Genomic DNA, 20,980 nt, shown 5'->3' on the forward strand with positions numbered 1-20,980 from the left:
GTCAGCCCATCGGGTCGCCGCTGGACGCCATGAGGTCGCCGGCGGCGGAGTCGACCTCGGCGCAGAAGGGCGGCGTTTTCGTTCCCCACCGGACGCAACTCCAGCGACCGTCGGTGATCGGGGTCAGCACCACCGATTCGGCGTTGTCCAGGTGGTTGTCCAAGGCGAAGTTGGCGTCCACCCCGGCGAGCACAGCACCGGCCAGCCGGATGGCCGCGCCGTGGCTGACCACGACGAGATCGCCGGTTCGGTCTTCGTCGTCCAGATAGCGCATTCGCAGGTCGTTGAGCACCGGCACATAGCGCGCCAGCACGTCGTTGGCGCTCTCACCGCCCGGCAACGGGACATCCAGCTCGCCGCAATGCCACCGCTTGTAGATGGCGTTGAATTCCGCGACGGCCTCGTCATCGCAGCGGTTTTCCAGCTCGCCGACCTGTACCTCGTGAATGCCGACCACCTCGTGGGCCGAGACGGTCAGTTCGGCGGCGATCACCTCGGCCGTCTGCGACGCCCGAGTAGCGATCGAGTGCACCAGCATGGCGGGTCGAATCAAACCGCCGCGCGCGAAGGCCTGTGCCTGCGCCCGGCCCGTCGGGGTCAACTCCGCCCCCGGCGGCAGCGTGTCCAAGCGACGCTCGACATTGCTGACCGACTGACCGTGGCGAACCAGCACCAGACGACCGCTCATAGCGGCGGCTCCGGGCTTGCTTCGGGCTTGCCTTCGCGCAGCTGCTGCAGCCAGATCGCCGCCTCGTCCGCCGGCGGCGGCTGCGCCGCATAGGTCTGACCCGTCGGCCAAGAACCCAGGTATCGCACATCAGCACAACGACGGTGCAGCGCCTTGAGTGCCTCAGCCACAGCATCGTCGGCGATGTGGCCCACACAGTCGATGAAAAACATGTACGTGCCCAGCCCGGTACGGGTGGGCCGGGACTCGATTCGGGTGAGGTCGATGCCGCGCATGCCGAACTCGGTCAGTGCATCCAGCAGGGCACCGGGCACGTTGGCGATACGCAGCACCGCCGAGGTGCGATCGGTGCCGGTGCGCGGCGGCGGCGGTCCCGGTACACCGATGAGCAAGAACCTGGTGCGGGCGTTGGACTCGTCAACGACGCCGTCGGCCAGCGACTGCAGCGCCCAGTGCGCGGCGGCCAGCGGGGAGGTCACGGCAGCGTCGACCTGCCCCTCCGCCACCTGGCGGGCCGCGTCGGCGTTGGAGTACGCCGGATGCAGCTCGACGTTGGGCAGATGAGCGGTCAGCCACTGTCTAACCTGCGCCGCTGCCACCGGGAAAGCCGCCAGGGTCCGTACGTCGGCCGCGCCGACGCCGGGCTTGACCACGATGCTGAAGGCCACGTCGAGCGTTGTCTCGGCGAACACCTGCAGCGGCGACCCGATGGCCAGGCTGTCCAGGGTGGGGGCCAGCGAGCCGTCGATCGAGTTCTCGATGGGCACGCAGGCGAATTCGGCGGCGGCGGTACGGACGGCGTCGAGCGCGGCGGGAGTGCTTTCGACCGGCAGCGGTTGCGCGCCGCCGTCGTCGTGGCCTGGGACCAGCCCGGCAGCCGCTATCTCGAGCAGCGCCGCTTGGGTGAATGTCCCTTCCGGACCGAGATATGCGATGCGCGCCACGCACACAACATTAACGGCGGCGCCCGCCCTTTCGGTGCTTGCAGCCACCACCCCAGTAAGTTAACTTAGGCTTACCTAAGAGCATGGAGGAGTTTGTGATGCTGCCGCTCACCAGCCCGGCGCCGACGACCGCCGAACGTATTCGCAGCGCATGCGCCCGGGCCGGCGGTGCCCTGCTGGCGGTGGAACGGGACGGCCCCGTCGCCACACCCATCCATCACCTGATGCCCGACGGGTCTTTTGCGGTGGCCGTTCCCATCGAGCACCCGGGTGCGGGCACCGGCGATCCCGGGCAGCCCCCGTCGCAGGCCCTCCTCGAACTAACGGACTACGCCCCACTGCCGGTGCGTGAACCCGTCCGCTCGCTGGTCTGGATACGCGGGCGCCTGCACCCCGTTCCCGCGGACATGATCGGCGCTGCGCTCGACCTGATCGCCACCAAGAACCCCAACCCAGCCTTGCTGCAAGTCCAGACACCTAGATCCGCACCGGCGCACGGCGCGGAGATCCGATACGCATTGATGCGACTGGAGATCGAGTCGGTGGTCGTCACCGACTCCACCGGCGCGGAACCGATCAGCGTCGTGGACCTACTGGCCGCGCGACCGGATCCGTTCTGCGAGATCGAGTCGAGCCTGCTGCGCCACCTGACGACCGACCATCAGGACGTGGTCGCGCGGTTGGTGTCGCGCCTGCCGGCCCCGCTGCGACGCGGTGAGGTCCGCCCGCTTGGCCTCGACCGCTACGGCGTGCGGTTTCGCATCGAAAGCAACGACGGCGACCGCGATATCCGGCTGCCATTTCATCGCCCGGTCGACGACATGCACGGGCTCAGGCAGGCCATCCGGGTGCTGCTGGGCTGCCCGTTCGGCAACGGTCTGCGCGCCCGGCGATAACCGGCCGCGGCCAACCCGTTGCGCCCCGCGCGCCGTGGCGGCCGGCTGCGTTCCGGTGTCCTGGCACGTACGTTGTCCAGGTGAACGGCGATCGACCCGCTCAGTTTCGGCGACCCCAGCCTCCGATCCCGCCGCAATCGGAACCCTCGCAGGTCATCCGGCGCGACACGCTGCCCCTGCGCCGTCCGGCCGAACCCAGCGGGGCGCCACCGCGTCAACCAACCTCAGCGCCACCTCCACCCAAACCGGCCACCGGCCCCGTCGGCCCCGACGCCGGCGGCGCACCCCCACCCCGGCGCCGCCGCCACGTCCGGCCGCACCCAAAGCGCGCCGCAAAAAGACCAAGCGCCGCTGGGGCAAGATCGTTGCGCTGAGCCTGCTGACCGCCGTGTTGCTGGCCGGCGCCGGCATTCTCGGCGGGGCTTTGTGGCTGGACACGGCGCTGCACCGGGAACCGGTATTGCGCGACTATGCCGACCGGCCCGGTCCCGGGCGCGGCACCAACTGGCTCATCGTCGGCTCGGACAGTCGCCAGGGTCTGACCACCGAGCAACAGCAGGAGCTGACCACCGGCGGAGATCCCGGAGACGGGCGAACCGACACCATCCTGCTGGTCCACCTGGCCGGACTCGGATCGAGCACCCCGACGGCCCTGGTATCGATCCCGCGCGATTCATATGTCCCCGTTCCCGGGTATGGCCGCGACAAGATCAACGCGGCATTCGCCATAGGCGGGGCGCCCTTGCTGGTGCAGACGGTCGAACAGGCCACCGGCCTGCGAATCGACCACTATGCCGAGATCGGATTCGGCGGATTCGCCGAACTGGTCGACGCGCTCGGCGGTGTCCGGATGTGTTTGACGGACCCGATCAGCGATCCACTGGCCGGCATCGACCTAGCGCCGGGCTGCCAGCAACTCGACGGCCGAAGCGCACTGGGCTACGTCAGGTCCCGAGCCACACCGAGAGCCGACCTGGACCGGATGATCAACCAGCGCCAGTTCATGTCCGCGTTGCTGCGCCGGGCCGAAAGCCCCGCGGTATGGCTCAATCCGTGGCGTTGGTATTCGGTGCCGCGCGCCGCAGCCGCGGCGCTCACCGTCGACCAGGGGGCCCACGTATTCGACCTTGCCCGGCTCGGGTGGGCGCTACACGGGCACCCGTCGGCCCTGACGGTGCCGATCGGCGAATTCACCACCACCGACGTCGGCTCGGTCGTGGTGTGGAACCACGACGCGGCCGCCGAGATGTTCGACGCGCTGGCTTCCGACACACCGATACCGGCCGACGCTTTCGACGGGCCACCATAACAACGCAATTTCGGCGCCCCGGGTGTGTTGTAGGTCATAAAAATGCGGAAAATGCGCCCATAATTCCGGCCCGGCTAGGTTTACTTAGGCAAACCTGACCTTATTGATTTCGCGCATCGGCTTAGGAAAACCTTTCCTGAGTAAGTCATGCCTTCGTTGCAGGTGGCGTTTTACCTGCACTATTCTGGCGGTATGACCGACTACGACGGACCAAAGACGAAAGTCCATGCGCTGGTGCAGGAACAAATTTTCAACGAATTCACCGCGGCCCAACAATACGTTGCCATTGCCGTTTATTTCGATAGCGAAGAATTGCCCCAATTGGCGAAGCACTTTTACGCTCAGGCGGTCGAGGAGCGCAACCACGCGATGATGCTGGTGCAGCATCTGATCGACCGCGACCTCCGTGTCGAGATTCCGGGAATCGACTCGGTACGAAATCACTTCGACAAGCCGCGCGACGCCCTGGCGTTGGCCCTCGATCAGGAGCGGGCCGTCACCGATCAGGTCAGTCGGCTGACCGCGGTGGCACGCGATGAGAGCGACTTCCTCGGCGAGCAGTTCATGCAGTGGTTCCTGCAGGAGCAGATCGAAGAGGTGGCGCTGATGGCCAGCCTGGTGCGCATTGCCGACCGGGCCGGGGCCAACCTGTTCGAGCTCGAGAACTTCGTTGCGCGTGAGGTCGGCCGGGCTCCGTCGGGCGCAGCCGCTCCGCGTGCCGCCGGAGGCAACCTCTAGGCCTCCGGCGGGGCGGCGGGACCGCTACTCACGCCCGGCCGGCCATGCTGCAACCAGGCCTTGGCGCGGCCGGGGCGGTCGGTGGCCATCCACGCCACGCCGACGTCCCGGCAGAAATCGATGTCTTCGTACTCGTCGACACCCCAGCAGTACACCGCTCGCCCCTGGGCGGCGGCGCGATCGACGAGTTGTGGATATTCCCGCAACACCGCCAGCGACGGTCCCACGGCGGTCGCTCCGACAGCCGAGGCGGCACCGCTGGCCAGATAGCGAGCCGTTTTGCCGAGCAGCACCGTTGGCAGCAGCGGTGCTGCTCGGCGAATCCGCCACACCGCGGCCGCCGAAAACGACATCACGACGGCGCGGGACCGGTCTGCGGACGCAGGTTGGGCAATGCCGAAGCGCTGCAGCAGCGCCAGCACCTTGCTTTCGACCAGCGACCCGTACCGCACCGGATGCTTGGTCTCGATGAAGACCTTCACCGGCCGTTTCCAATCCAGCACCAGCGAGATCAGCGCGTCCAGGGTCAGCAGGCTGGTATCTCCGTGGGCACCGTCCGGCCGCCAGCTGTCATGCCAGGCGCCGTACTCCAACTCACGCAGCTGATCCAGCGTCATCGTGCTGACCAACCCGGCCCCGGTCGAAGTCCGATCCAACCGGCGATCGTGCACGCAAACCAGATGACCGTCACGGGTGAGCCGGACGTCGCACTCCACACCGTCGGCCCCCTGCTTGAGCGCCAGGTCGTAGGCGGCGAGCGTATGTTCCGGCCGGGCGCCCGACGCCCCGCGGTGGGCCACCACGAAAGGATGCCCGGCGATCACCTCGTCGGCCCAGGTCATACCCATTATGCTGCCGGTTCCTGCCCCTCCAGCTCAACCGCATCAGCATCAGGGGCCGCATCGACCCGATCGTCTTCATCCGTGGCGGACCGGCCGGGTTGATCATCCTGACCCATCACCAGCCAGCGGTGCGCGGGCCGTTGCACCGGCTTGCGCTCGAATCCCTCGAAAACGCGAGAAACGGTGCCCACGGCGGCTGCCGCCAGTGCATACGCGACGACCACCATGACGGTGTTGTTCGCGATGCCCTGAGCGTCGCTGGAAAAGCTGGTGGCGATGGCGAACAGCGACGTGGCGGTGCTGACCACCCATGCGATCCACCACACCAGGATGGGTTTCTTCAACCGTTGATAGGTGTCCTCGACCACCGCGAGTTCGATGAGATACACCGGCGCCCACAGCAGGTTTGCCAGCGGCGTCAGGCAACCAGCCCACAACTGCAGGGTGGAGCGGTGCTCGGGTAGGCCGTAGTAGGCGAAGGCGGCGGCCCGGCGCGCGACAAGCCACTTGATCAGTACGACGAAGCAGACGCCCATCGCGGCGAGCGCGGCGAAACTGACCGCCACTCCCACCCAGACCGCGATGCCGGCCAGCACGGAATTCAGCAGAATGTCGCGGTTGATGATCAGCAACACGTATCGCACCGCGTAGACGAATGCGGCGGCACCGAGAACCAGCATGGTGGCGAACAACAGGGTGCGTACGGTCGCGGCCGCCGATCCCGTCTTGGTCGCTACCGGCACGGGCGAAGGGCCGGGCTGCGCGACGCGGTCGCCCAGTCCCCAGCGCGGCATCACCGTGTACCGGGGGGTGGGCCCGTACGCGCGTCGCCGGGGCCGGTGCGGTGGCGCAGCGCCCGGACGCACCGCTATCCAGCGAAAACCTGGTGGTAGCCGGGGCGCCGCCCGCCGCGCGGTAGACGCCACCCGTTGCGGGCCGACCGAGGTTCGCGACTGCGGGTCGGCGGCCGCAGCCCCGGTCAGCGGCGCCATCAGCGCTCCCCGACAACGGGGACACCACACGCGCTGTCGCTCGCGTACGTTCCACCGAGTGCCGCACTGGGAGCACACCTGTATCACCGGACCAGCGTAATGCGAGTCGGCACTCGTGGGCATACGGGCCGCGCGATCTCCGACTCAGCTACTTGTGGGTATCCACAGTTTCCACAGGTTTATCCACAACATGGGTTGGGTGGGTTTTGGTTATCAACACAGCGTCTTTCGGTCGAGATCGGCCGTCGCTGTGGATAACCCCCGCCACCAACACCCGCCGATCGACAGCCCTGGCCGGGCCCGAGCGAAATGCATTGCCGCGCTAAGCACTTGTACCCAGTTGGACGACTCGACAAACGTGACCGACCACGGCCCACCGAACAGCGTCCGCCGGCGGCCCACATCGCCGCATTGGCGCTCTCACCTGGTGCGGTTGCCGACCCGCCCAGGCAAGAATTTTTCAAGCCGGGCACCAGAGGTTATGATCGCGGACGCCAGGTTCAGTGTGAGTCACCTCACTGTTGGAGGTGACCGTGCAGGTGAAAGGCGCTCGATGGCGACACATTCCTACGGCCCCGGGTCGACTCCCTCACCGAAGTCGCACTCCGGATCGCCCACCTGGAATCACGCCTACGTCATAGCCGCCCTGCGTGCGGGCCTGATTGCGCTGGCATTACTGGGAGTTCTCGCCCTCATCGTCTTGTATTAGATCCCCGACCAACCGGGTACCCGGCAGTATCAGCCCGGTGGGGCGTCCTTGCGGCGCGAGCGCTCATGAAGCAGGGTTAACTACTGCAGCCCGCTGCGTGGCGGTCCCCACGCGAATGACTTATCGGACGATCGAAGGAAGGAATGCCGTGGCTGAATACACCTTGCCCGATTTGGACTGGGACTACGGAGCCCTGGAACCCCACATCTCAGGTCAGATCAACGAGCTTCACCACAGTAAGCACCACGCCACCTACGTCAAGGGTGCCAATGACTCCGTCACCAAACTCGAGGAAGCGCGCGCTAAGGAAGACCACTCGACGATCCTGCTGAACGAGAAGAACCTCGCTTTCAACCTCGCCGGCCACGTCAACCACACCATCTGGTGGAAGAATCTCTCCCCCAACGGTGGCGACAAGCCCACCGGTGAACTCGCCGCGGCCATCGATGAGGCGTTCGGGTCGTTCGACAAGTTTCGGGCCCAGTTCCACGCCGCCGCGACCACCGTGCAGGGGTCGGGTTGGGCAGCGCTGGGCTGGGACACCCTCGGCAACAAGCTGCTGATCTTCCAGGTCTACGACCACCAGACCAACTTCCCGCTGGGCATTGTCCCGCTGCTGCTGCTCGACATGTGGGAGCACGCGTTCTACCTGCAGTACAAGAATGTGAAGGTCGACTTCGCCAAGGCCTTCTGGAATGTCGTCAACTGGGCCGACGTACAGTCGCGCTACGACGCCGCCACCTCGAAAACTCGAGGATTAATCTTCGGCTGACTCGAATACCCGAAGGCTTGGGCGCCGCGCACACCATTGCGCGGCGCCCTTGCGTTTTAACCGGGCCTTAATATTTCGCGCTTACGAACACCGCCGGACACCCGCCGTGTCGAGTTGCACGGCGCCAAAACCCCGCGCATGCTTGATCATTCGAGTTACCATTTATTCGAGCTACCAGCGTGGTTATTTCGGATGGAGGCGTCAACGGAGGGCGAGATGGATGCTGGGTCAGATGGGCCTATCGGTGTTGCACCCTTTCATTCTCGTGGTTCACTGAAAGGGTTTGTCATCTCCGGGCGTTGGCCTGATTCAACGAAAGAATGGGCTCAACTGTTGATGGTCGCCGTGCGCGTCGCATCTTTGCCCGGGTTGCTTTCGACCACCACGGTATTCGGGGCGCGCGAGGAATTGCCCGATGAGCCCGAGCCCGGCACCGTCGGACTGGTGCTGGCCGAGGGCACGGTGTTCGGCGAATCCGCGATCCAGCCGGGATACTTCGCCGATCATCAACCCCCTGCATTGCTCATGTTGCATCCGCCGTCGGAAACGACGCCGTCGCTGCCGGAGTGCACCGGCGCCGCCTCGGGCTGTGTGCTGCTACCGGGGTTGCCGTATCTGGGATTGGAACATCGGGCGGCGTGGGTGGAGGCCGAAGCCGACGGAACCATCACCTCGATGGTCAGCCGCGTCGGCGTTGACCCCATCAGTCATCCCGACACCGCAATTCTGGCGATGCTGCTTGCCGCATAAGGAGATTCGAACCAATAAGTTCGCGCGCCGAATCGACGGATACGGCCGCCCGAACTTCATCGCCACGGTGGCGCGCATCGAATCCGGCCGCTAGCCTGGGAAACTGTTAGCGAAGGGGAGTAGCCCCGAATCGTTGGGTCGACATACTGGCGCACAGCCCGGCCCGCGAACCGTCACACCGGACGGTGGGCGAGACCTTCGACCGATGTTCGATGACCGGACGGTCATCGGCACGTGTCGAGAGGTCGCCCGCATGCTTTCCGCCACAATGCTGAGTCTCGGAGTGGTTTTCCTTGCCGAGCTGGGCGACAGATCGCAGCTGATCACGATGACCTACGCGTTGCGGTACAGCTGGTGGGTGGTGCTGACCGGGGTAGCGATCGCATCCGTCACCGTGCATGGTGTCTCGGTGGCGGTCGGCCACTTCCTGGGCACCACGGTGCCGGCCCGGCCGATGGCGTTTGTGGGAGCGATCGCCTTCCTGATATTCGCGGGCTGGGCCTGGCGCGAAGGCCGCGAAGACCCGGCCGGCGCCGACGAGGTCGCGCATCTGCCCAACCCCCGATTCGCGCTGCTCACCGTGGTGTCGTCGTTTATCCTGGCCGAGCTCAGCGACAAGACAACCCTGGCCACGGTCACCTTGGCCAGCGATCACAACTGGGCCGGCGTATGGATCGGCACCACCTTGGGCATGATCGTGGCCGACGGCCTGGCAATAGGTGTCGGACTACTGCTGCATCACCGGCTGCCCGAACAGCTGCTGCATCTGCTGGCCAGCCTGCTGTTCCTGCTTTTCGGCTTGTGGATGCTGTTCGAGGGGGCGCTGGGATGGCGCTCGGTCGCCATCGGTGTGACCGCGGCGGTGGCGCTGGCCGCCGCTGCCGGAGCCACGGCGCAAACTCTCCGGCGGCGTCGCAGCGCCTCCGCACTCGGCACGAATTCACCCTCGGGCCGGTAGCCGGCACCAACCGGCATCGGCCGGGCTCCGACCATCTCGACCACCGCCCCGACATCGTCGCACCGGTCCCCCGCCCGCCCCGGTTTCGCGCTGCCACCCGCCGAGGCTTCATAGACAGCAAAGCGCCCAATCCGACGTCCGCCGTTGGCGTCTGGTTGCCCAGAATCGAGCGCGTTCCGCCGACGGGCAGCACCTTTGTTCCTTGCCAGCGCCGGTGCTCGTGGGCTTTCGATGCCATCCGAAGGCCGTATTCTGCGGATAACCTGTGAAATTCGTTCATCTTATGGACACCCCACCGAATCGGTTGGACGCTCGTCGGAGGCGGCTTGGGCACCTGTCCGACGCACCGGCACCCAATCGCCTCAGGTTTGCACTTGGTTGTTGACATAACTGTCGCTACCATGATCAGCAAATACATATAGATAAGCGTTCAATTTTGCAGCCCGGTGGAGGTCATATCGATGAGCACGACGTTCGCTGCCCGCCTGAACCGTCTGTTTGACACGGTGTACCCGCCCGGACGGGGGCCGCATACCTCCGCCGAGGTGATTGCGGCGCTCAAGGCGGAGGGCATCACGATGTCGGCTCCTTATCTATCGCAGCTACGCTCCGGCAACCGCACAAACCCTTCCACCGCGACCATGGCCGCCCTCGCCAACTTCTTTCGCATCAAGTCGGCCTATTTCACCGATGACGAGTACTACGAAAACCTCGATCAGGAACTGCAGTGGCTGGCCACGATGCGTGACGACGGCGTGCGCCGCATCGCCGTTCGTTCCCAAGGGTTGTCCACCCAAGCGCAGCAGGAGATCGTGGAGCGAATCGAAGAACTCCGCCGGACGGAACGCCTCGACGCTTAACGCGATTACCGCAGGGCCGGTCCCCCGACCTGAGGGATTGCCGACGCCCCTCCCGGATTAGGGTTGGGCCCAGCGAGCGCGCACGCACCGCGATAGTCCACGAGATACCGGGAGGCGGCCGGGAATGGGCCTGTTCCGCAAGCGAAAGAGCCGCGCGACGCGTCGCGCCGAAGCCCGCGCGATCAAGGCCCGCGCCAAGCTGGAAGCCAAACTGTCCGCCAAGAATGAGGCGCGCCGCATCAAGTCCGCGCAGAAGGCGACCGACAAGGCGCTCAAGGCGCAGCTCAAGGCGCAGCGCGACAGCGACCGGGCGGCATTGAAGGTCGCCGAGACCCAACTCAAGGCGGCCCGCGAGGGCAAGTTCCTCTCGCCCGCTCGAATCCGCCGGACACTGACGGTGTCTCGATTACTCGCCCCGATCCTTGCGCCGGTGATGTATCGCGCGGCCATCGCGGCCCGCGGACTGCTGGATCAACGGCGGGCAGACCAGCTCGGGGTGCCGCTGGCTCAGATCGGACAGTTCTCGGGCCACGGCGCACAGCTGTCCGCCCGGGTGTCCGGTTGTGAGCGGTCGCTGCGGATTGTGCAGGAAAAGAAGCCGAAGGACGCGGAGACCAAGCAGTTCGTCTCGGCCATCAGCGAGCGGCTCTGCGAACTCTCGGCCGCTATCACAGCAGCCAAGAACATGCCGGCCCAGCGGCGTCGAGCCGCGCATTCCGCGATCTCCTCGCAACTCGACGGCATCGAGGCGGACCTGATGGCGCGTCTAGGGCTAGCCTGAGTCAGCATGCCGGTCCTGCGCAGTTGGGTTTCGAGCAGCCGTGTTCAGTCACGAGCCAGATATTCGCGTGGTGTGGTTGCGCAGGTGCTCGGGAAGTTGCGGTTCGCGCCGTTATTGGTCGCCATCACGATTGTCGTCGCGCTGCCGGTTCCGGCGGCATCCGCGCAGGCTGGAGGCATGGCGGCGCACGAATCGGTGACCGTCGGCGCCAGTGGTGATGGCGGTGGCGATTCGGGCGAGGACCTGCCCGCCTGGCCGTTCGCGGTGGGAGTGGTCGCTGCGGTAGGCGCGGCAGCGCTGTGGGCTACGCGGCGCCGGCCGTAGCGGCTTGGGCCGGCGACCTGGTAGGCGAGGCAGACGACGAACCGTGTCCTGGCATGATGGACCCGAGTGTTTCGCGATCTAGTGAGCAATGAGGAAGCTGCAAAGGAGCGGCCGCATGGCAGACCCGCAGGATCGACCCGACGGCGAACCCGACGCGACACCGGGACAGCCGGCCAAGAAGCCGCCCGCCGACAAGGCTGCGAAGACACCGGCCAAGAAGACACCTGCGAAGAAGACGCCGGCCAAGAAGGCCCCGGCGCAGAAGGCGCCAGCCAAGAAGGCCCCCGCCAAAAAGGCACCGGCCAAAAAGGCCCCGGCGACCAAGCCGCCCGCACAAAGCCCCGAACCGGCCCCGCAACCGACCGCGCTGGCCAACGTTTCACAGCAACAACCGAGCGCCAACGGCCAACTCGTCGAAGCCGCTAAAGATGCGGCCGCACAAGCTAAGTCGACGGTAGACCGCGCCAACAACCCACTTCCCCGGGTCGCCGATGAGCAGCCAAGCCACTCCACCGTTCCGCTGGTCGTCGCAATCGCATTGAGCCTGTTGGCGATGCTGCTGATCCGCCAGCTGCGCCGGCGCTGATCGATGGGAAACGTGGCGTTTCGGCCAACGGCCGATCTCGTTGACGACATCGGGCCCGATGTGCGCAGCTGTGATCTTCAATTCCGCCAGTTCGGTGGCCGCGCCGAGCTCGCCGGACCGATCAGCACCGTGCGGTGTTTTCAGGACAACGCGCTGCTGAAATCGGTGCTCTCGCAGCCGGGTGAGGGCGGGGTGCTGGTGATCGACGGTGCCGGTTCCCTGCATACCGCCCTGGTCGGTGATGTCATCGCCGAACTGGCGCGCTCCAACGGCTGGGCGGGGCTGGTGGTGCACGGCGCGGTCCGCGATTCGGCCGCACTGCGTGGCATTGACATTGGCATCAAGGCACTGGGCACCAATCCGCGCAAGAGCACCAAGACCGGGTCGGGTGAACGCGACGCCGAAATCACGCTGGGCGGTGTCACGTTCGTGCCGGGCGAGATCGCCTACAGCGACGACGACGGCATCGTGGTGGTCGCCGCCGTCGCAACCGAATCCTGAATCGCGGCTAAGCCGGCGACTAAACCGGCACTGCGACCGGCTTTTTGGCGAATCGCAAACCCTCGTCGTCGATCTTGCCGCGGCGAATCAGATGAATATCGCGCAGATAGTTCTGGTTGAGTCGCCACGGCTTGCGTGAACCCTGCTTGGGAAGTTCGTCGATCACGCGCAGCACATAGCCCGGAGTGAACTCCATGAATGGACATTCCTGCACATCCGAACCCGGGCGCTCGACGACGACGGACTCATAGTCATTGGCGTCCATGTAGTTGAGCAGACGGCAAACGAACTCCGACACCAGATCCGCCTTCAGTGTCCACGACGCGTTGGTGTAGCCAACGGTGTAGGCCATGTTGGGCAGGCCGGAAAGCATCATGCCCTTGTAGGCCATCGCCTTGGTGAGATCCACCGACTCTCCGTCCACGGTGACCGCCGCCCCGCCGAAGAGCTGCAGGTTCAAACCCGTTGCGGTGACGATGATGTCGGCCGGCAGCTGCTGGCCCGAGTTGAGCCGGATGCCGGTCGGCGTGAACCGGTCGATCGTGTCGGTGACCACATCGACCTGTCCGTGGCGAATGGCCCGGAACAAGTCGCCGTTGGGCACCAGGCATAGCCGCTGATCCCATGGGTTGTAGTGCGGGCCGAAATGCTTTCGCACGTCATAGCCTTCGGGCAACTGACGCTGGGCCAGTCCCATGAAGTTCTTCCGCATTCGCCGCGGCCACTTGCGGCAGGCTCCGTATACGGCGGCCTGGCGCAGCACGTTCTTCCACCGCACCATGGCGTAGGCCATGTTCTCGGGAAGCCAGCGGTTGAGGCGCTCAGCGATGCTGTCCCGTTCTGGCTGGGAGACTATGTAGGTCGGCGAGCGCTGCAGCATCGTGACGTGCTTTGCCCCCGAGTTCGCCAGCGCCGGGACCAGAGTGACCGCGGAGGCACCGCTGCCGATCACGACGACGTTCTTGCCGTCATAGTCGAGGTCTTCGGGCCAGTGCTGCGGATGGATGATCGAGCCGGCGAAGTCCTGCGCGCCGGCGAAGTTCGGGGTGTAGCCCTGGTCGTAGTTGTAGTAGCCGCTGCAGAGAAACAGGAACGAACAGGTGACGGCGCTCATGGCACCGTTGCTCTCGATCTGCAGCGTCCAGCGGTTCTGCGCGTTCGACCAGTCCGCGCTGATGACTTTCTGGTTGAGCCGGATGTGCTTGTCGATGCCGTACATGGCCGCCGTGCCTTTGACGTATTCGAGGATCGGCTTGCCGTCGGCGATGGCCTGGCGCTCGGTCCACGGACGAAAGCGGAAGCCCAGCGTGTGCATATCGGAGTCGGATCGGATGCCGGGGTAGCGGAACAGATCCCAGGTGCCACCCATGGCGGCGCGCTTCTCCAGGATCGCGTAGGACTTGGTCGGACAGCGGTCTTGAAGATGCCAGGCTGCACTCACGCCGGAGATACCCGCCCCCACGATCACGACGTCAGGATGCTCAGTCATGGCGCCACGCTATCAACGCTGTGTTGAGTCCGTCAACGGAGTGTCGAAACTCTCGACGCGCGGTAAGCTGCCGTGGTGTCTACTTCCACTGCCAGTCAGGCATCGCTGAGCCGGGGCCGCCGTAGCGCGCGACCATCCGGTGATGAGCGGGAGCTGGCGATCCTCAACACGGCCGAGAAGCTGCTCGAGGACCGTCCGATGGTCGACATCTCGGTCGACGACCTGGCCAAGGGAGCCGGCATCTCCCGCCCCACCTTCTACTTCTATTTCCCGTCCAAGGAAGCAGTGTTGCTGACCTTGCTGGACCGGGTGGTCAATGAGGCCGACGCGGCGCTGGACAACCTCGCCCAGGCACCCGACGTCGACCACGTGACGATGTGGCGCAACGGAATCAACGTGTTCTTCGAGACCTTCGGATCGCACCGAGCGGTCGTGCAGGACGGTCAGGGCGTCCGAAGTATCAGCACCGAAGTCCGGGAGCTGTGGTCGACATTCATGCAGAAGTGGATCGCCTATACCGCCAAGATCATCGAAGCCGAGCGCGAACGGGGCGCCGCGCCGGTGACGCTGCCCGCCCTGGAACTGGCCACCGCACTCAACCTGATGAACGAGCGGACTTTGTCGGCGTCGTTCCTGGCTGAGGAGCCGTCCGTGCCGGAGACACATGTGGTCGACACCCTGGTGCACGTCTGGGTCAGCAGCATCTACGGCGCGGCTCGCTAACCAGGAACTTGTCGGTCCGCGGTGCGAACATATGTTCGTGCACGGCGATGCCTCCATCCTGCACGCGGACCTGGATTCGTTCTACGCGTCCGTCGAGCAGCGTGACGACCCCTCGTTGCGGGGTCGGCCGGTGATCGTCGGCGGCGGTGTCGTGCTGGCGGCGAGCTATGAGGCCAAGGCATACGGGGTCCGCACCGCGGTGGGCGGAGCTCAGGCGCGGCGGCTGTGCCCGCAGGCCGTGGTGGTGCCGCCGCGTATGCGCGCCTACATGCGGGCCAGTGATGCCGTGTTCGAGGTGTTCCGCGACTGCACTCCACTGGTGGAGCCGCTTTCGGTGGATGAGGCGTTTCTCGATGTGGCCGGCTTGCGCCGGGTCTCGGGCACACCGGTGCAGATCGCGGCGCGGCTGCGGGAAGACGTACGCGGGCGGGTCGGGCTGCCCATCACCGTCAGCGTGGCGCGGACGAAGTTTCTGGCCAAAGTCGCCAGCCAAGAGGCCAAGCCGGACGGCTTGCTGCTGGTGCCGCCGGAAGATGAGCTGGCATTCCTGCATCCCCTGCCGGTGCGCCGGCTCTGGGGAGTGGGCCGCGAAACTGCAGTCGCACGGCCTGTGCACCGTCGCCGACGTCGCCGAGCTCAGCGAATCGGCACTGAGCTCGATGCTGGGTGCGGCGATGGGGCGCCAGCTGTATGCCCTCTCCCGCAACATCGATCGGCGCCGGGTGAGCACCGGTGTGCGACGGCGTTCGGTGGGCGCCCAGCGCGCACTGGGGCGAGCGGGCAACGCCCTGTCGCCGGCGGAGTTGGACGCGGTGGTGGTCACGTTGATCGACAGAATCACGGGCCGGATGAGAGCGGCCGGCCGCACCGGCCGAACCGTGGTGCTGCGGCTACGATTCGACGATTTCAGCCGGGCGACCCGGTCCCACACGTTGCCGTGGGCAACGTCGTCTACCCAGCCGATCCTCGCCGCGGCGCGCCAACTGGTGCGCTCGGCCGCGCCGGCTATCGCGCAGCGGGGATTGACGCTGGTCGGCTTCGCCGTGTCCAGCATCGACCCCGGCGGTGCCCAGCAACTGATGCTGCCGTTCGGCGGCGAACCCGAGGCCATTGACGCGGCGGTGGACCGGATTCGGCGTCGATACGGCAACTCCGCGCTCACCCGCGCGGTACTGGTGGGCCGGGCCCCGGACCAGGAGGTGCCCCGTCTACCGGACTGAAGCCCAGTCGAGGAGTCTGTCGACCGGCCAGGTATTGATGATGCGATCGGCCGCAACTCCCGCGTCGAGCGCGCGCTGAGCGCCGTAGCCGAGGAAGTCCAGCTGGCCGGGTGCGTGTGCGTCGGTGTCGATGCTGAAGACACAGCCGATGTCGCGGGCCAGGTTCAGTAGCCGGGTCGGCGGATCGCGCCGCTCCGGACGCGAGTTGATCTCCACCGCGGTGCCGTGGTCACGGCAGGCGGTGAACACCGCTTCGGCGTCGAATTTGGATTCGGGCCGGATGCCACGGTTGCCCGTCACCAACCGGCCCGTGCAGTGGCCGAGCACATCGGCATGACCGTTGGAAACGGCCCGCACCATCCGCCGAGTCATCGCCGCCGACTCCATCGAGAGCTTCGAGTGCACGCTGGCCACCACGATGTCGAGACGGTCGAGCAGCTCCGGTTCCTGGTCGAGGCTGCCATCCTCGAGAATGTCGACCTCGATTCCGGTGAGGATGCGCATCGGGGCGAACCTCTCGCGCAGTTCGTCAATGACATCGAGCTGCCTGCGCAATCGCTCTGCCGACAGCCCGTTGGCGATCGTCAGCCGCGGCGAGTGGTCGGTTAGCGCGCAATACTCATGCCCCAACGCCGCCGCGGTGTCCATCATCTCCTCGATCGGCGCCGAGCCGTCCGACCACTCCGAGTGCAGGTGCAGATCCCCACGCAGCGCGCCGCGAATCTCACCGCCGCCCAGATCTTGCGCCGCAGACCGCAGTTCGACCAGCAGATCGGGCTCCTGACCGGACCACGCTTGGCTGATGACCTTTGCGGTCTTGGGACCGATACCCGGCAGCGATTGCCAGCTGTTGGCCCGACCATGCCGCTGGCGCGCATCCTCGTCCAGTTTTTCGATGCTGTCGGCGGCGTTGCGATAGGCCATGACCCGTCTGGGGTCCTGACGGCTTCGGTCCTTGTAGTAGGCGATCTGCCGAAGTGCGGCTACCGGATCCATGCCTTGTCGCTCACCTCAGCTGACCGACGATGAACCCCACGAAGACCACCGTGAAGCCCCCAATCTCCCCCAGCATTAACGAGACCATGAACACGCCGGTCCCCGGCACAGCAGGATCGAACTGATTCTCGGTGTCACGACGCGCGCCGTGGAAGATGTATGTCGCGATCGCAGCGACGAAAAAGAACACCATGACCATCGCCGCCGTGAGATTGAGCCACGCTGGCCAGACGCTCAGCTCGACGAAGACGGCAACCAGCAGCGTTGCGAACGCGTAGAGCAGCGCGGGCCGATGCGCGATATCGACGTAAACGTGGGCCCGGTGCCCATCGCTGACCATGACCTGCCGGTATTTCCACACTCCGAGCGCCAGGGCCAGCAGAAAGATGGCTCCCGCCGCCACCAGCGTGATGGCGGTGTCGACCCCGAGGATGTGGCTCATCGTTGTATGGAGTCTAGTTGCGCCCCGGGCTTCATGGCGTTCTCCGACGTCACGCCATCGGGCACCGCGGTGGTTATGGATTCTGCATGTGTGTCACCCATTTGCTTGAACCGTCGATCACCCGGCAAATACCGTCGAATACAGCTGCGTGACGAGTTAGTCGTCCGTGAGATACCGACAATTCTGAAGGAGAGGCCGTTCTGTCGATCGCGAAGCACGAACGGCCAAACGTGGGATTCCCCATTCTGAAGCGCCCCGCGATGAGAACGGTGTTGGTTGGCGCTGCCGTCATTATCGGCTGCCTGGTTGGGGCGACACCGGCCGGCGCCAGTCCCGGTGAAGTCATCGAAGAGCCCAACCCCTTCGGCGGCTTCAGCTGCAATTGTGGGCCGGCCGAGAGCCCGATCATGCCCGAGGAGATAACCCGCGGGCTAAGGGCAGGCCTCACCTAAACCGCCGGGAGCCGCACGGCCTGCGCGCCGGTCGTCTGCTGCGCGTTAGCGGCCAAATCCAGATGATCTGCTAGCTTGGGTCACGTCGGTCACCGGGGTCCGCACCAGCTGGCCCCGCCTTGTCGTCGATGCAAATCTCGCGGCAAGCCAATCCCTTGTGTCTATGCCGTCGCGCCGCGATGTGCTCCAGGAGGAATTTCGACATGCGTCACATCATGATGTTCGTGCTGGTCACGTTTGCCACGCTCTTCGGCTCTACCGGCCTCGCCGCAGCCGCGCCGCCCAAGAGCTACTGCGACGAACTCAAAGGGACCACCACCGGCGAGGTGTGCAAGATTCAGATGACCGAACCCGGCTACACCGTCGATATCAGCCTGCCAAGCAACTACCCCGACGGGAAGTCGCTCGAGAGCTTCGTCCGCGAGACGGGCGAGCATTTCCTCGACAAGGCGAAATCCTCCACTGCGCGCGACGCACCCTACGAGCTCGACATCACCTCGACCAATTACGAGTCGGCGATTCCTCCGCGGGGAACGCAGAGCGTGGTGCTCAAGATTTATCAAAACGTCGGTGGCCCGCGCCCCCAAACCACATACAAGGCGTTCAATTGGGACCAGGCCTATCGCAAGCCGATCACTTGGGACAAGTTGTGGCAGCCTGAAACCGATCCGCTGAAGGTCGTTTTCCCAATCGTGGAAAGCGAATTGTCAAAGCAGTCCGAGGAGCAGGTGGTGATCGCATCCAGCGCCGGTCTGGACCCGAAGAACTACCAGAATTTCGCCATCTCCAATGACGGGATCACGTTCTCCTTCAGCCCGGGGGAACTGCTGCCCGAAGCCGCCGGCGCTCGCCAGGTGCTGGTCCCCCGCGCTGCGGTGGACCCGATGCTGGCCTAGCCGCGGCTTGGCCTCAGGAGTTTGGGGGCGTGCGGGCGATGATGACCAGAATCCGTGCCGAGTTGACGACCGCTCGGCTGACCGAGCCGAGCAGCATGCCGGGGAACCCACCGCGACCGTGGCTGCCCACAACCACAAGCTGAGCGTCGTGGGCGTGTTCGAGCAGCCGAGGTGCTGGTCGGTCGCTCACCACAACCTTGTGCGTAACCACATCGGGATAGCGTTCCTGCCATCCGCAAAGGCGTTCCGCTAGGACTTTCTTCCTCCTGGTCCTTGATGTTGCTCCACTCGATCGGCGCCCAATTGATGCTCGGGAAGTCGAGGGGACCCATGTCGGTCCAAGCGTGCAATGCCACCAATTCCGCGCCGCGCCGAGATGCCTCGTCGAAAGCGATCTCGGTGGCCAACTCCGAGGTGGGCGAGCCATCGACGCCCACCAGCACCGGCGCCTGTGCGGACCGCGGTGGCAGCGGTTCATCGTCATGGATGATCGCGACGGGGCAATGTGCGTGGTGGGCCAGCCCGGAACTGACCGACCCCAGCAGGGCACTAGCCACCCCGCCCTGGCCGCGGCAACCCACCACGACCATCTCGGCCTGCTGGGACAGCTCCACCATGGCGGGCACGATCGCGGCATAGCGCACCTCGCTCGTGACGTGCGCTGCCCGACCCGGCGCGGCCGCGTCGACCGCCACCGCGTGGGCCTGCTGCACAATCTGGTGCGCCTGGTCTTCTCGCCAGCGCGCATAGTCCGCGGGCATCGCAACGTCTGCCCATCCGTTAGCGGGAGCCACCATGGGCGCGAAGACGTGCACCACCTTCAGCGGCACATTACGCATCTCAGCGTCCCGCGCGGCCCACTCCACCGCCAACGTGGAGGCCGGCGAGCCGTCGACGCCGACCACAATTGCCGGGCTCGTGGACTCGGTCGACATAGACAACCTCCCTGTTCGGGCATCGCTACCGCATGTGGTGGACGTTCAAGCTTTGCCGGCTAACACCGACGTTAGTTAATCCGCGTGCGGGTGGCAGGAGGCGTTGGTCCCTTCTCCGTGGGCACTATTGCTCGCAGGCAAGTGTGCGAGGTTTCGTGTTCGGTAGGTCTAAAACCGCTGGCGCACAGGGCAAGTCATACGCGCGGCGACCGTGGACCTGCGCGGGCGTTTGCGGCAGTTGCACCGCGACTACCGTCGAAGGCATGCGTTTCGCTTTCAAGACCTCACCGCAGAACACCACCTGGGAGCAGATGCTGGCGGTCTGGCAGACCGCCGACGGCATCGACGTCTACGAATCCGGTTGGACCTTCGACCACTTCTATCCGATCTTCAGCGACCCCACCGGCCCCTGCCTGGAAGGGTGAACAACGCTGACCGCGCTGGCTCAGGCCACCACGCGGCTGCGGCTAGGCACCCTGGTGACCGGCATTCACTATCGCCATCCCGCGGTGTTGGCCAACATGGCCGCCGCACTCGACATCATTTCCCATGGGCGACTCGAGCTGGGGATTGGCGCCGGCTGGAACGAGGAGGAGTCCGGTGCCTACGGAATCGAGCTGGGCAGCGTCAAGGAGCGCTTCGACCGATTCGAGGAAGCCTGCGCGGTACTGACCCGGCTGCTGAGCCAACCGAGCACCACCTTCGACGGGAAGTACTACCAGCTCGAGGACGCGCGCAACGAGCCCAAGGGCCCGCAGCGTCCGCACCCGCCGATTTGTATCGGTGGTAGCGGGGAGAAACGTACGCTGCGGATCACCGCCCGCTATGCCCAACACTGGAATTTTGCGGGCGGAACTCCGGAGGAATTTGCCCGCAAGCGCGACGTATTGGCGGCCCATTGCGCCGATATCGGGCGCGATCCGAAAGAGATCACGCTTTCAGCCCACCTGGGTTTGGCGCCGGAGCGCGATTTCGGGCAGGTGATCGAGAACGCCGCCGCGCTGGCGGCCGAGGGATTGGATCTGGGAATCGTCTATATCGCGCCACCGCATGACCCGGCCGTGCTGGAGCCGATGGCCGAGGCGATCCGCGAGTCGGGATTAATTGACGGATAAACGATGCTTCTAATAACAAATCGATGAAGTCGAGCAAACCCGTTTGGCGCCGGCAAGTGCGC

Annotated in this window: 20 protein-coding genes and 4 pseudogenes; 16 read left to right on the top strand and 8 right to left on the bottom strand. The window is 65.5% G+C overall.

Translation table 11 applies throughout. The features are described 5' to 3' along the window. Position 1: 1 nt before the first annotated feature. Entirely contained in the window at positions 2-688 is a 687-nt protein-coding gene (locus CKW46_RS01870; RefSeq protein WP_015357657.1) for a histidine phosphatase family protein, read from the bottom strand. Then, a complete protein-coding gene (gene pheA, locus CKW46_RS01875; protein WP_482052723.1) occupies positions 685-1,632 on the bottom strand; it encodes a prephenate dehydratase in 948 nt (315 codons plus the stop codon). Before pheA ends, CKW46_RS01870 begins: the two co-directional genes overlap by 4 nt. A gap of 98 nt (positions 1,633-1,730) precedes the next feature. On the opposite strand from pheA, the gene CKW46_RS01880 reads away from it, so the two are divergent. The 3 genes and pseudogenes from CKW46_RS01880 to CKW46_RS01890 all read left to right on the top strand — a co-directional run bounded on the left by CKW46_RS01880 (position 1,731) and on the right by CKW46_RS01890 (position 4,575). Continuing rightward, positions 1,731-2,528 (top strand): DUF2470 domain-containing protein, encoded by a 798-nt coding sequence (locus CKW46_RS01880; RefSeq protein ID WP_015357659.1) that lies wholly within the window; start codon positions 1,731-1,733, stop codon positions 2,526-2,528. Between the two features lie 80 nt (positions 2,529-2,608). Next, positions 2,609-3,837, top strand: a pseudogene (locus CKW46_RS01885) (LCP family protein). Positions 3,838-4,029: 192 nt separating this feature from the next. Continuing rightward, a complete protein-coding gene (locus CKW46_RS01890; RefSeq protein WP_041300751.1) occupies positions 4,030-4,575 on the top strand; it encodes a ferritin in 546 nt (181 codons plus the stop codon). On the opposite strand, the gene CKW46_RS01895 is transcribed toward CKW46_RS01890, so the two are convergent. Both CKW46_RS01895 and CKW46_RS01900 read right to left on the bottom strand, forming a co-directional pair. Continuing rightward, positions 4,572-5,417 carry a glycerophosphodiester phosphodiesterase gene (locus tag CKW46_RS01895; protein ID WP_482052725.1) on the bottom strand — a complete coding sequence of 282 codons (846 nt, stop codon included), beginning with the start codon at positions 5,415-5,417 and terminating at the stop codon, positions 4,572-4,574. The two genes, CKW46_RS01890 and CKW46_RS01895, sit on opposite strands and share 4 nt — an antisense overlap. Before the next feature lie 5 nt (positions 5,418-5,422). Continuing rightward, a complete protein-coding gene (locus tag CKW46_RS01900; protein WP_482052726.1) occupies positions 5,423-6,496 on the bottom strand; it encodes a DUF4328 domain-containing protein in 1,074 nt (357 codons plus the stop codon). A gap of 466 nt (positions 6,497-6,962) precedes the next feature. On the opposite strand from CKW46_RS01900, the gene CKW46_RS01905 reads away from it, so the two are divergent. The 9 genes from CKW46_RS01905 to rraA all read left to right on the top strand — a co-directional run bounded on the left by CKW46_RS01905 (position 6,963) and on the right by rraA (position 12,650). After that, positions 6,963-7,118, top strand: coding sequence for a hypothetical protein (locus CKW46_RS01905; protein WP_012396896.1), 156 nt, complete (start codon positions 6,963-6,965; stop codon positions 7,116-7,118). Between the two features lie 148 nt (positions 7,119-7,266). Next, on the top strand, positions 7,267-7,890 hold the full coding sequence (locus CKW46_RS01910) for a superoxide dismutase (protein ID WP_117436047.1): 624 nt from the start codon (positions 7,267-7,269) through the stop codon (positions 7,888-7,890). 216 nt (positions 7,891-8,106) lie between these two features. Next, positions 8,107-8,640 (top strand): hypothetical protein, encoded by a 534-nt coding sequence (locus tag CKW46_RS01915; protein WP_012396897.1) that lies wholly within the window; start codon positions 8,107-8,109, stop codon positions 8,638-8,640. A 253-nt stretch (positions 8,641-8,893) separates the two neighbouring features. Next, entirely contained in the window at positions 8,894-9,598 is a 705-nt protein-coding gene (locus tag CKW46_RS01920; RefSeq protein WP_499018657.1) for a TMEM165/GDT1 family protein, read from the top strand. Between the two features lie 461 nt (positions 9,599-10,059). Beyond that, the gene (locus CKW46_RS01925; protein WP_011742487.1) at positions 10,060-10,458 is read left to right on the top strand and encodes a hypothetical protein; all 399 of its coding nucleotides are present in this window, start codon (positions 10,060-10,062) and stop codon (positions 10,456-10,458) included. A gap of 124 nt (positions 10,459-10,582) precedes the next feature. Continuing rightward, positions 10,583-11,239 (top strand): DUF6474 family protein, encoded by a 657-nt coding sequence (locus CKW46_RS01930; RefSeq protein ID WP_020785529.1) that lies wholly within the window; start codon positions 10,583-10,585, stop codon positions 11,237-11,239. A gap of 72 nt (positions 11,240-11,311) precedes the next feature. Continuing rightward, positions 11,312-11,563, top strand: a complete 252-nt coding sequence (locus CKW46_RS01935; RefSeq protein ID WP_011742489.1) for a hypothetical protein — start codon at positions 11,312-11,314, stop codon at positions 11,561-11,563. Positions 11,564-11,678: 115 nt separating this feature from the next. After that, positions 11,679-12,149 (top strand): Rv3852 family protein, encoded by a 471-nt coding sequence (locus CKW46_RS01940; protein WP_482052727.1) that lies wholly within the window; start codon positions 11,679-11,681, stop codon positions 12,147-12,149. Between the two features lie 3 nt (positions 12,150-12,152). Next, positions 12,153-12,650, top strand: coding sequence for a ribonuclease E activity regulator RraA (gene rraA, locus CKW46_RS01945; RefSeq protein WP_015357667.1), 498 nt, complete (start codon positions 12,153-12,155; stop codon positions 12,648-12,650). A gap of 19 nt (positions 12,651-12,669) precedes the next feature. Here rraA and CKW46_RS01950 read toward each other — a convergent pair whose 3' ends face one another. Further along, complete coding sequence (locus tag CKW46_RS01950) at positions 12,670-14,139, bottom strand: flavin-containing monooxygenase (protein ID WP_015357668.1); 1,470 nt, start codon at positions 14,137-14,139, stop codon at positions 12,670-12,672. Positions 14,140-14,214: 75 nt separating this feature from the next. Between CKW46_RS01950 and CKW46_RS01955 the strand changes: the two genes are divergently transcribed. Both CKW46_RS01955 and dinB read left to right on the top strand, forming a co-directional pair. Then, positions 14,215-14,862 carry a TetR/AcrR family transcriptional regulator gene (locus tag CKW46_RS01955; RefSeq protein ID WP_117436059.1) on the top strand — a complete coding sequence of 216 codons (648 nt, stop codon included), beginning with the start codon at positions 14,215-14,217 and terminating at the stop codon, positions 14,860-14,862. 31 nt (positions 14,863-14,893) lie between these two features. After that, positions 14,894-16,082, top strand: a pseudogene (gene dinB / locus CKW46_RS01960) (DNA polymerase IV). On the opposite strand, the gene CKW46_RS01965 reads toward dinB, so the two are convergent. Both CKW46_RS01965 and CKW46_RS01970 read right to left on the bottom strand, forming a co-directional pair. Next, a complete protein-coding gene (locus tag CKW46_RS01965) occupies positions 16,071-17,078 on the bottom strand; it encodes a PHP domain-containing protein (RefSeq protein WP_482052728.1) in 1,008 nt (335 codons plus the stop codon). The pseudogene dinB and the gene CKW46_RS01965 overlap by 12 nt on opposite strands. Before the next feature lie 10 nt (positions 17,079-17,088). Next, positions 17,089-17,520, bottom strand: coding sequence for a hypothetical protein (locus tag CKW46_RS01970; RefSeq protein WP_015357671.1), 432 nt, complete (start codon positions 17,518-17,520; stop codon positions 17,089-17,091). A 655-nt stretch (positions 17,521-18,175) separates the two neighbouring features. On the opposite strand from CKW46_RS01970, the gene CKW46_RS01975 reads away from it, so the two are divergent. After that, positions 18,176-18,868, top strand: coding sequence for an esterase (locus CKW46_RS01975; RefSeq protein WP_015357673.1), 693 nt, complete (start codon positions 18,176-18,178; stop codon positions 18,866-18,868). Positions 18,869-18,881: 13 nt separating this feature from the next. Here CKW46_RS01975 and CKW46_RS01980 read toward each other — a convergent pair. Further along, positions 18,882-19,803, bottom strand: a pseudogene (locus CKW46_RS01980) (universal stress protein). A 263-nt stretch (positions 19,804-20,066) separates the two neighbouring features. Here CKW46_RS01980 and CKW46_RS01985 point away from each other — a divergent pair. Further along, a pseudogene (locus CKW46_RS01985) lies at positions 20,067-20,918 on the top strand (LLM class F420-dependent oxidoreductase). Positions 20,919-20,980 lie beyond the last annotated feature (62 nt).

Origin of the sequence: Mycobacterium liflandii, from assembly GCF_022354805.1 — a bacterium.
Lineage (GTDB): Bacteria > Actinomycetota > Actinomycetes > Mycobacteriales > Mycobacteriaceae > Mycobacterium > Mycobacterium marinum.

Excerpts from the sequence above, each read along its gene's own strand:
- CKW46_RS01915 (WP_012396897.1), top strand. The coding sequence starts at position 8,107 with ATGGATGCTGGGTCAGATGGGCCTATCGGTGTTGCACCCTTTCATTCT.
- CKW46_RS01880 (WP_015357659.1), top strand. The coding sequence starts at position 1,731 with ATGCTGCCGCTCACCAGCCCGGCGCCGACGACCGCCGAACGTATTCGC.
- CKW46_RS01890 (WP_041300751.1), top strand. The coding sequence starts at position 4,030 with ATGACCGACTACGACGGACCAAAGACGAAAGTCCATGCGCTGGTGCAG.
- CKW46_RS01940 (WP_482052727.1), top strand. The coding sequence starts at position 11,679 with ATGGCAGACCCGCAGGATCGACCCGACGGCGAACCCGACGCGACACCG.
- CKW46_RS01965 (WP_482052728.1), bottom strand. The coding sequence starts at position 17,078 with ATGGATCCGGTAGCCGCACTTCGGCAGATCGCCTACTACAAGGACCGA.
- CKW46_RS01930 (WP_020785529.1), top strand. The coding sequence starts at position 10,583 with ATGGGCCTGTTCCGCAAGCGAAAGAGCCGCGCGACGCGTCGCGCCGAA.
- CKW46_RS01950 (WP_015357668.1), bottom strand. The coding sequence starts at position 14,139 with ATGACTGAGCATCCTGACGTCGTGATCGTGGGGGCGGGTATCTCCGGC.
- rraA (WP_015357667.1), top strand. The coding sequence starts at position 12,153 with ATGGGAAACGTGGCGTTTCGGCCAACGGCCGATCTCGTTGACGACATC.
- CKW46_RS01870 (WP_015357657.1), bottom strand. The coding sequence starts at position 688 with ATGAGCGGTCGTCTGGTGCTGGTTCGCCACGGTCAGTCGGTCAGCAAT.
- CKW46_RS01905 (WP_012396896.1), top strand. The coding sequence starts at position 6,963 with ATGGCGACACATTCCTACGGCCCCGGGTCGACTCCCTCACCGAAGTCG.
- CKW46_RS01925 (WP_011742487.1), top strand. The coding sequence starts at position 10,060 with ATGAGCACGACGTTCGCTGCCCGCCTGAACCGTCTGTTTGACACGGTG.
- CKW46_RS01920 (WP_499018657.1), top strand. The coding sequence starts at position 8,894 with ATGCTTTCCGCCACAATGCTGAGTCTCGGAGTGGTTTTCCTTGCCGAG.
- CKW46_RS01895 (WP_482052725.1), bottom strand. The coding sequence starts at position 5,417 with ATGACCTGGGCCGACGAGGTGATCGCCGGGCATCCTTTCGTGGTGGCC.
- CKW46_RS01975 (WP_015357673.1), top strand. The coding sequence starts at position 18,176 with ATGCGTCACATCATGATGTTCGTGCTGGTCACGTTTGCCACGCTCTTC.
- CKW46_RS01970 (WP_015357671.1), bottom strand. The coding sequence starts at position 17,520 with ATGAGCCACATCCTCGGGGTCGACACCGCCATCACGCTGGTGGCGGCG.